The organism is Zhongshania sp., assembly GCF_041623545.1.
GTDB lineage: Bacteria > Pseudomonadota > Gammaproteobacteria > Pseudomonadales > Spongiibacteraceae > Spongiibacter.
Window position 1 is genome coordinate 1 of the sequence record NZ_JBFJWS010000120.1, and the last position, 9,054, is coordinate 9,054.

Sequence of the window (9,054 nt, forward strand, 5' to 3'; positions counted from 1 at the left end):
CGGTGGCTGAAATTGGTCTGCCCTGCGTGATCAAACCAATCATGAGTTCCTCAGGAAAAGGTCAGAGTCTAGTGCGTCGCCCAGCCGAAATTGACGACGCGTGGACTTACGCCCAAGAGGGTGGCCGCGCCGGAGCAGGCCGAGTCATCATTGAAGGCTTTGTTGATTTCGATTACGAAATTACCTTGCTCACCATTCGCCATCGCGGCAGCGATGGCGAAGACACCGCAACCAGTTATTGCGCGCCGATTGGCCACTTGCAAAAAGACGGTGATTATCAAGAGTCTTGGCAGCCACAGCCAATGTCCGACATCGCATTACAGCGTGCTCAGCAGATGGCTGAACAAGTAACAACGGCGCTAGGTGGCTGGGGCTTGTTCGGCGTTGAGCTATTTGTAAAAGGGGATGAGGTGATTTTCAGTGAAGTTTCGCCGCGGCCCCACGACACCGGCTTAGTAACATTAATCTCTCAAGACCTCTCAGAGTTTGCCCTGCATGTTAGAGCCATACTTGGTCTCCCCATCCCCAATATTCAGCAGCACGGCCCCTCTGCCTCAGCAGTGGTATTGGTAGACGGCAACTCAAGTCGCGTGCGCTTTGGTAATCTTGATCACGCTTTAGATGCTCCCGACACCCAGCTGCGTTTATTCGGTAAGCCGGAAGTTAACGGTAAACGTCGCATGGGCGTTGCCCTCGCTCGTGGCGAGGATATCGAGGAAGCGAGAGCGAAGGCGCTAGCTGTTGTTGAGGCGTTGACGGTCAGCTTGTAAGTTAAGCTGGTTGTTTTTCCGGCGCTTTTATTCTGTGTTTAACATATGAGATAGCGGGTTTAGGGCTAAAAATTGTATCCTCAAGTTTCCGTTGATCCGTGTTTTTTTATTTTTATTAAAATTTTTACTCTTGCTATCCTCCCAATTTACGTCCTACACTAGCAACTCTTGTCGGGGTGCCCGCGTATAAAATACGCAATGGCTGAGATCGTTTTCGAATCCCGTATTACCTGATCTGGATAATGCCAGCGTAGGAAACAAGGTCTTCTCAGCAGGGGTTCCTCTGCTTATTGATGTCTGAGAACCGATCTAATTTTCCTTCCTTGGTTTTATTTTTAAACCAGTCGAAAGACTTGCGCTTGCTATGCGCAAAAGGGGAAACAATGAGTTCTGATTATCCATTACTGCGCGATACCGCCCAAGTTGATGCCGCTTCCGTTGAACCTTTGCCGGGTTCGTCAAAGATTTATGTCCAGGGTAGTCGCACCGATATTCAAGTGCCGATGCGTGAGATCAAGTTAACGGCGACCCCGGTGCAAGCCAGAGATGGCAGCACGCGTTTAGAGCCTAACCCCCCGGTGCGAGTTTATGACACCTCGGGCGCTTACACTGATCCCAAAGCTAATATTGATATTCGCAAAGGCTTGGAGCCGATTCGTGATCAGTGGATTCTCGGCCGCAATGACACCGAATTGCTCGCTGGCGATAGCTCCGAGTACAGCCGGAAACGCGCAGCAGATTTGAGCTTGCAGCAATTGCGATTTGATTTAAAACGCAATCCTCGCAGGGCACTTGCCGGAAAAAATGTTAGCCAGATGCACTATGCGCGGCGCGGCATTATTACGCCGGAAATGGAATATATTGCTATCCGCGAAAACATGGCCTTAGCCGCCGCTAAAGAAGCGGGCGAGCTGCCAGGGGAATTGGGCTTTCAACATCCCGGCAATGCCTTTGGCGCCAGTATTCCAAAGGAAATTACGCCGGAATTTGTCCGCGACGAAGTGGCCCGTGGCCGCGCAATTATTCCTGCCAATATCAATCACCCTGAATTAGAGCCGATGATTATTGGTCGTAACTTCTTGGTAAAAGTGAACGGCAATATTGGGAACTCAGCGCTAGGCTCCTCCATTGAAGAAGAAGTGGCCAAGCTCACGTGGGGTATTCGCTGGGGCGCAGATACCATGATGGACTTGTCTACCGGTAAAAACATTCATGAAACCCGAGAGTGGATTGTCCGTAATTCTCCGGTGCCGGTGGGTACTGTGCCGATTTACCAGGCCTTGGAAAAAGTTGACGGGGTGGCCGAAGATTTGACCTGGGAAATTTTCCGCGACACCTTAATTGAGCAAGCAGAGCAGGGCGTGGATTATTTTACGATTCACGCGGGGGTGTTGCTGCGCTATGTGCCGCTGACCGCGAAACGCGTGACCGGCATTGTGTCTCGGGGCGGTTCGATTATGGCGAAGTGGTGTTTGTCTCACCATAAAGAGAATTTTCTTTACACCCATTTTGATGACATCTGCGAGATCATGAAGGCCTATGATGTGTCCTTTTCGCTTGGCGATGGCCTGCGTCCGGGCTCGGTCGCCGACGCCAATGACGAAGCGCAGTTTGGCGAGCTACGCACTTTAGGTGAATTAACTAAACGCGCGTGGCAACATGATGTGCAGGTGATGATTGAAGGTCCTGGTCATGTGCCCATGCAGATGATTCACGAGAATATGACCGAACAGCTCAAGCACTGCGACGAAGCGCCATTTTATACTTTGGGGCCACTGACCACTGATATTGCTCCGGGCTACGATCACATCACCTCGGGTATCGGCGCGGCCCAAATTGGCTGGTATGGCTGCGCAATGCTGTGTTACGTCACTCCCAAAGAACACTTGGGCTTGCCCAATAAAGATGACGTAAAAACTGGCATCATCACCTATAAAATTGCTGCCCACGCCGCAGACTTGGCCAAAGGCCATCCCGGCTCCCAATTGCGCGACAACGCCCTGAGTAAAGCGCGATTTGAATTCCGCTGGGAAGATCAATTCAACCTCGGTTTAGACCCGGATACCGCACGTTCTTACCACGATGAAACCCTGCCCAAAGAATCGGCAAAGGTTGCGCATTTTTGCTCTATGTGTGGCCCCAAATTCTGCTCCATGAAAATCACCCAAGACGTTCGCGACTACGCGGCAAAATTGGAAGAGGACGAGTTGGACGCCGAAATGCAGAAAAAATCCGCTGAGTTTAAAGAGCTGGGTAGTGAGATATATCAGAAGGTGTAAGGGCGAGTCGGACGTCGGGTGTCTGGAGTCTGACGAATGAGCGAAGCGTCCGACATCCGACGTCCGACATCCGACCCGATTCACATCGGCATCGCCGGCGCCGGCCTGCTCGGCCGCCTTCTCGCGTGGAAGCTCTTGCAGCAAGGGCACTGTGTGAGTCTTTTTGACCGAGGTAGCCGCGAAGGAGAGTTGAGTGCAGCGCGGGTAGCGGCGTCGATGTTGGCGCCCTATAGCGAGGTGGCCAGTGCTGAACGTCAGGTGTTTGATTGGGGATTGATGGCGTTACGCTGGTGGCCTGCGCAGATCGCCATGTTGGAACAACAAACTGGGCAAGAAATTAGCTACGGTATGGACGGCAGTCTGGTGGTGGCTCACGACTTGGATAAGTCGAGTTTGCAGCATTTTGCGCAACAGCTGCAGGCTAAAGTCCCCGATCATTGCGCTGGTGTTGAGCGTATTGACCGTGCGCGGTTACGAGATTTAGAACCGGAGTTAGCCGAGCGTTATAGTTCGGGTCTGTTTCTCGCCGACGAAGGTTACCTTGATAACAGCGCTTTGCTGGCTGCACTGGAAGCGGCAATAACAAAGTTGGGTGGCCAGTGGTTTGAGCATAGCGAGGTTGTCAGTGCCGCGCCACACCGCATTGTGTTAAGTGATGAAGTTTACAAATTTGATTGGGTGATCGACAGCCGAGGCCTTGGTGCTAAGGCGCAATTGCCGGGTTTGCGCGGCGTGCGGGGCGAGGTCTTATGGGTGCACGCGCCGGAAGTCAATTTGCAACGGCCGGTGCGGCTGATGCACCCCCGTTATAAATTGTATATTTCGCCGCGGCCAAACAATCGCTATGTGATTGGCGCGACGGAAATTGAAAGTGAATCAATGCAGCCGGTTACCGTGCGCTCGACTTTGGAATTGATGTCAGCGCTTTACAGTGTGCACAGCGGCTTTGCCGAGGCGAACTTGCTTCACGCTTTTGCTCACTGCCGCCCAGCGATGCCCGATAATTTACCGGTGCTGAACTGTGAGGCGGGATTGCTAACGGTGAACGGCTTATATCGCCACGGTTACTTACTCAGCCCCCAGTTGGTGGAGAATGCTTTAGTGATGTTGGCCGAGCAAACCGAAAATTGTGTTTCGGTATAAGTGGAAACGATGGATAAAGCGCACAAATGATTTTTATTAGTTTGAATAACGAACGCCGCGAATGTGACGCCGCTTTAGTCCTTGCCGAGCTGTTGCCCGAGTGGGGGTTTGAATGTGAAAAAATTGCTGTGGCGGTTAATGGGGATTTTGTGCCGAGATCCCAGTACGGGGAGTTGCGCTTGAATACTGGTGATCAAGTGGACGTGTTGGCACCGGTGCAGGGCGGGTGACGGTAAGTCGGGCGTCTGAGGTCGGATGTCTGACGAAACACACCCGGCTAGCGCGCCCGACCTCAGACGCCCGACGTCCGACTAAAAAACACAGAGCTATAAAATGACAACACCACAGCCAGACACCTGGACCCTCTACGGCCAAAGCTTCGACAGCCGCCTTTTAATAGGCAGCGCGCTGTATCCTTCGCCGACAATTATGCGCGACGCAATTGTGGCATCTGGTGCCGAGATTATTACCGTATCGCTGCGTAGGCAGTCGCCGAGTGAAGCAGGCGGTGAGGGATTTTGGCAGCAGTTAAAAAGTTTGAATAAAACCTTATTGCCTAACACGGCGGGTTGCCACAGCGTGAAAGAAGCGGTGACCTTGGCGCAGATGTCACGGGAGTTGTTTGAAACAGATTGGTTGAAATTGGAAGTGGTGGGGGATGATTATAATTTACAGCCTGACCCTCTTGGCACGGTGGAGGCCGCCGAGCAGTTAATAAAACTCGGCTTTAAGGTGTTTCCCTATTGCACTGATGATTTGGTTGTCTGTCAACGGCTGCGCGATGTCGGTTGTCAGGTCTTGATGCCCTGGGGTTCACCAATTGGCACTGGGCGGGGCTTGATGAATCCCTATAATTTACAAACCATTCGCGAGCGGATTCCCGAGTTACCGCTGATTGTCGATGCCGGTATTGGCAAGCCCTCCCACGCGGTGCAGGCTTTGGAATTGGGCTACGATGGTATTCTGCTGAATACCGCAATTGCCCAGGCAGGGGATCCGGTATTGATGGCGCGAGCCTTTCGCGATGCAGTTGCCGCGGGTCGCCAAGCAACCTTGGCGGGGGCAATGCCGGAGCGGCAGACTGCCTCACCTTCAACGCCGACCTTAGGAATGCCGTTTTGGCATCAGCAGTAAGGCCTTACGAAATTAGTACAGATACAGGCTTTTAAGTTTGTTCACCGCCGAGGCATCGACGCCCAGTGCTTGCTCGAGATAATTATTGACGTTGCCATAATCTTGTTCAATTTTTGCGAAGGCGTAGTTTATATAAGGCGTGCCATCGGCCGCAGTGAGTGGCGTTGGTTTGGCGGGTTGATGCTGGTTGTAGCGCAGCATCATTTTGGCAAAGGCATTAACTTTAGAGGCCTCCTCTAAGTTAACATTGCCCTGTTCGTTTTTTGGACGGCGATATTGGGTCGAGAGTAAATAATCCTGCACAATGATTTCGCGGGGGACGTCGAGGACGCTCAGTAGCAGCGCCACGGCAAAACCAGTGCGGTCTTGCCCAGCGGAGCAATTCACGACCAATGGCGTTTGATTCGCCAGCAGGGCTTGGAAGTAGTCTCGCATTTGCGCTTGATACTGTTGGGGAAAGCTAATGTAAAGCCCTTTCATTGGGTCGCCTTCATTGTCGAGCTTCATGTCCATAAAACTATATGGATAATTAATGTAGTTAATCGTGGTGTTGTTTTTTACCCAAGGGTTGGGATAGAGCGCGACCTCCTCTTGAGATCGTAAATCGATTACTGTCTTAAAGTTGCGTTTGTTTAAATAAGCTTCATCTCGGCTGTTTAGGCTGTTCATGCTGGCGGAGCGGAAGAGTAAGCCCTCGCGAACTGTCTTGTTGCCTAGGCTTGGGTAAGCGCCGACGTCGCGGAAATTTGAGCCACCGTCCAGCGGTAACAAACGCGCAAAGGGTTCGATATTAGTGTGGGGCTGCGCATTTGATACAGCATCAGTTTGCGGTTTAGGCCAAAAGTATTGGCTGCCCATATAAGCAAATAAAAGTGTGACGGCGATATAGGCTAGGCGTTTTATTGTCATCGTTATAAACCTGTGAAATCCTTTTTAGCGATAATAGCAGAAAGCTAAACGCGATGGTTTATTCAATGTAGCGCCTCGTCAAAGTGGGGTATACGTATGCAGGCTGGCTTGGCTTAGACTGGCTCCACAACGAATTGATAATAAAAAAGGAAGGATTATGCATCTCGGTTTCAGTTCTATGAATACGGCGAATGATCCGGATCCCGCACATTTAGCGACGACTTTAGAGGCGGCGGGTTTTGAGTCGCTATGGTATGGCGAACATAGTCATATTCCGCGCTGCCGAAGCACCGCTTATCCGGCGGGGGGTGAACTGCCCGAGCCTTATAAAGAAATGATGGATCCCTATATCTCGTTGATGGCGGCGGCGGCTGCGACGACAAGGTTAAAGCTGGGTACCGGCATTGCGCTATTGATGGAGCGAGAGCTATTTTCTCAGGCGAAGACTATCGCGACCTTAGACCGTTTGTCCTGCGGGCGGGTATTGATCGGCAGCGGCGTGGGCTGGAATCAAGAGGAATTTGAAAATGTAAGTCAGCAGCCATGGCAACGTCGCTACGGGGTATTAAAGGAAACCGTGGCGGCGACTCGGGCTCTGTTTGCCGATGAGGCGCCGGAATTTCACGGTGAGTTTATCGATTTTGATCCAGTGTGGTTTGAGCCAAAGCCACTGCGCAGTCCGCCAATGATTTTTGGTGCAATGGGGCCGTTGGGTATGCGCCACACGGCGGAGTGGGCCGACGGCTGGATGCCGGTCGACGTGGCCTTGCCGGATGTGAAGGCCGCTATTAAGGCGTTTCACGATTTGCTCGCTGAATTTGGTCGCAAGCCGAATGAGGTGGAGATTACCTTGGTGGTTATGTCCGAGGTGACCCCAGATTTACTTAAATACTATCGCGATTGCGGCGTAGACCGCTGTAATATCGGCGTGGGTATGCAAAATTGGGATAAGCCAGAGATTGTGATGCCTATGATCGAGCGTTTCTCGACGATTATTGCTGAATTGTAAGGCGGCAACTAGAGTGTAAATGGCTGGCTGCGTTCACGTCGCAGTCTATGCTCGCAGTAAGCTCAATCTAGGCATGGGGAGGTTTTATGAGTAATCAGCAGCCTGATTCTGAGGCCTCGTCGTCTGCAGATTGCCCGCCGCATTTAAATCCCATTCAAAAAATTAAAGCTCGCAGTGCCGACATCGGTGGTGGCATCAAGGTGAACCGAGTGTTGCCATCGCGGCAGCGCCGCATGATTGGCGCGTGGTGTTTTCTTGATCACGCCGGCCCGGCGGTTTTCCGCGCTGGGGAAGGAATGAGAGTTGGTCCTCACCCTCATATTGGTTTACAGACCTTTACTTGGATGGTGGCCGGTGAGGTATTGCACCGCGATAGTTTGGGTAATGTCGCTGAAGTGCGCCCCGGTGAAGTCAATTTAATGACCGCAGGGCGGGGCATCAGTCACACCGAAGAGTCACTTGCGGCTTGCGATCAGTTACATGCGGCGCAATTATGGATAGCGTTGCCCTATCAAGAAAGGACGTGTGCCCCGGCCTTTGAGCACTACCCAGATTTGCCGCGTTGGTCCACGGATCATTGTCAGCTTACGTTACTCGCGGGTGCTTATGGCGCTAAGCAATCACCGGCAAGAGTTTACTCCCCGTTATTGGCGCTAGATGTATGCAGCGCCGCTGGTGGCGACCTTCAGCTGCAATTGAAGCCGAATTTTGAGTACGGCATATTGGTTTTGCAGGGCGACATCAGCGTGTGTGGCGAGGCGTTTACTGAGAATGATTTGGCGTATTTTAGCCCTGGGGCCAGCGCGCTGGAAGTTAAGCTTAGCGCCGACAGCCAGTTTGTTTTTCTGGGCGGCGAGCCTTTTGCCGAGAACATTACCCTGTGGTGGAATTATGTGGGCCACAACCGCGCTGAGATTATTCAGGCCCAGCGTGATTGGGAGGAATCTAGCCCGCGTTTTGGCCGTATTTCTGGCTGGGATGGTCCGCGTCTAATTGGGCCTCCGCTGCCTTGGAAAGACTAGTTAGTAAGACCCGCAAAAATAGAAAAGGCCTACAGTAGCCGCCCCGCCCGTGTAAAATACCATTTTGATCTGTGTGTGGTTGGGCTTCGTTGCTCTGCTACAGGCATTCGCTGTGATTTTTTCTGGAGAATTCAATGCCCCACGAAAGCAACTTACTGCAGGCCATGGTGGTGTTATTGCTGGCCGCTGTGTTGGTTGTGCCATTAGCTAAACGTCTGCAATTGGGTGCGGTGTTGGGTTATTTAATCGCTGGGGTGGCCATTGGCCCCGCGGCCCTGGGACTGATCCACAACCCCGAAAACATCGCCCATTTTTCTGAGTTTGGCGTAGTACTGCTGCTCTTTATCATCGGTTTGGAGCTGTCGCCCAAGCGCCTGTGGCTTATGCGCCGCGCCGTGTTTGGGGTGGGTCTGGCGCAGGTCGCGCTCAGTGGACTTTTAATCGGGGGGGTAGCGTACTTCAGTTTTGACCAGCCGGTGCGGACGGCCATTGTCCTAGGCTTGGGCTTGGCGCTGTCGTCTACCGCCTTCGGCTTGCAAATTTTAGCCGAGCGTAAGCAACTGGGTAGTCCCCACGGGCGCTTGGCTTTTGCTATTTTGCTATTTCAGGATATCGCGGCGATCCCCCTGATTGCGCTAGTACCCTTGCTTAGCGGCAATATTGGCGGGAATGGTGCCGAGACCGGCACGTCGGTAGTGCGGATACTGCTGTGTATTGCTGCGGTGGTGATCGGTGGTCGCTATTTATTGAGACCGGTGTTCCGCATGGTGGCCCGCACTGGTTTGCAA

9 protein-coding genes and 1 riboswitch are annotated in these 9,054 nt (G+C 52.4%); of the genes, 8 read left to right on the forward strand and 1 reads right to left on the reverse strand.

Annotated features, from left to right (window positions below):
* From purT to ABYT30_RS11525, 5 genes are all read left to right on the forward strand, one after another.
* Window positions 1-770 (forward strand): formate-dependent phosphoribosylglycinamide formyltransferase (purT, locus tag ABYT30_RS11505; protein ID WP_373096572.1); only part of this gene is annotated, 770 nt, incomplete at its 5' end.
* A 162-nt stretch (window positions 771-932) separates the two neighbouring features.
* Window positions 933-1,044: riboswitch (TPP riboswitch) on the forward strand.
* A 109-nt stretch (window positions 1,045-1,153) separates the two neighbouring features.
* On the forward strand, window positions 1,154-3,049 hold the full coding sequence (thiC, locus tag ABYT30_RS11510) for a phosphomethylpyrimidine synthase ThiC (RefSeq protein WP_373081838.1): 1,896 nt from the start codon (window positions 1,154-1,156) through the stop codon (window positions 3,047-3,049).
* Between the two features lie 36 nt (window positions 3,050-3,085).
* Complete coding sequence (thiO, locus tag ABYT30_RS11515) at window positions 3,086-4,192, forward strand: glycine oxidase ThiO (RefSeq protein ID WP_373081836.1); 1,107 nt, start codon at window positions 3,086-3,088, stop codon at window positions 4,190-4,192.
* 26 nt (window positions 4,193-4,218) lie between these two features.
* Window positions 4,219-4,422 (forward strand): sulfur carrier protein ThiS, encoded by a 204-nt coding sequence (gene thiS, locus ABYT30_RS11520; RefSeq protein WP_373081834.1) that lies wholly within the window; start codon window positions 4,219-4,221, stop codon window positions 4,420-4,422.
* 103 nt (window positions 4,423-4,525) lie between these two features.
* Window positions 4,526-5,326: a thiazole synthase gene (locus tag ABYT30_RS11525; RefSeq protein WP_373081832.1), complete on the forward strand. Its 801-nt coding sequence runs from the start codon at window positions 4,526-4,528 to the stop codon at window positions 5,324-5,326.
* 12 nt (window positions 5,327-5,338) lie between these two features.
* Here ABYT30_RS11525 and ABYT30_RS11530 read toward each other — a convergent pair whose 3' ends face one another.
* The gene (locus ABYT30_RS11530) at window positions 5,339-6,235 is read right to left on the reverse strand and encodes a tyrosine-protein phosphatase (protein ID WP_373096574.1); all 897 of its coding nucleotides are present in this window, start codon (window positions 6,233-6,235) and stop codon (window positions 5,339-5,341) included.
* Window positions 6,236-6,392: 157 nt separating this feature from the next.
* Here ABYT30_RS11530 and ABYT30_RS11535 point away from each other — a divergent pair, with 157 nt between their 5' ends.
* The 3 genes from ABYT30_RS11535 to ABYT30_RS11545 all read left to right on the forward strand — a co-directional run.
* A complete protein-coding gene (locus ABYT30_RS11535) occupies window positions 6,393-7,244 on the forward strand; it encodes a TIGR03619 family F420-dependent LLM class oxidoreductase (RefSeq protein WP_373096575.1) in 852 nt (283 codons plus the stop codon).
* A gap of 86 nt (window positions 7,245-7,330) precedes the next feature.
* The gene (locus tag ABYT30_RS11540) at window positions 7,331-8,266 is read left to right on the forward strand and encodes a pirin family protein (RefSeq protein WP_373081825.1); all 936 of its coding nucleotides are present in this window, start codon (window positions 7,331-7,333) and stop codon (window positions 8,264-8,266) included.
* Window positions 8,267-8,400: 134 nt separating this feature from the next.
* Window positions 8,401-9,054 (forward strand): cation:proton antiporter (locus ABYT30_RS11545; protein ID WP_373096578.1); only part of this gene is annotated, 654 nt, incomplete at its 3' end.

Excerpts from the sequence above, each read along its gene's own strand:
- thiC (WP_373081838.1), top strand. The coding sequence starts at position 1,154 with ATGAGTTCTGATTATCCATTACTGCGCGATACCGCCCAAGTTGATGCC.
- thiO (WP_373081836.1), top strand. The coding sequence starts at position 3,086 with ATGAGCGAAGCGTCCGACATCCGACGTCCGACATCCGACCCGATTCAC.
- thiS (WP_373081834.1), top strand. The coding sequence starts at position 4,219 with ATGATTTTTATTAGTTTGAATAACGAACGCCGCGAATGTGACGCCGCT.
- ABYT30_RS11525 (WP_373081832.1), top strand. The coding sequence starts at position 4,526 with ATGACAACACCACAGCCAGACACCTGGACCCTCTACGGCCAAAGCTTC.
- ABYT30_RS11530 (WP_373096574.1), bottom strand. The coding sequence starts at position 6,235 with ATGACAATAAAACGCCTAGCCTATATCGCCGTCACACTTTTATTTGCT.
- ABYT30_RS11535 (WP_373096575.1), top strand. The coding sequence starts at position 6,393 with ATGCATCTCGGTTTCAGTTCTATGAATACGGCGAATGATCCGGATCCC.
- ABYT30_RS11540 (WP_373081825.1), top strand. The coding sequence starts at position 7,331 with ATGAGTAATCAGCAGCCTGATTCTGAGGCCTCGTCGTCTGCAGATTGC.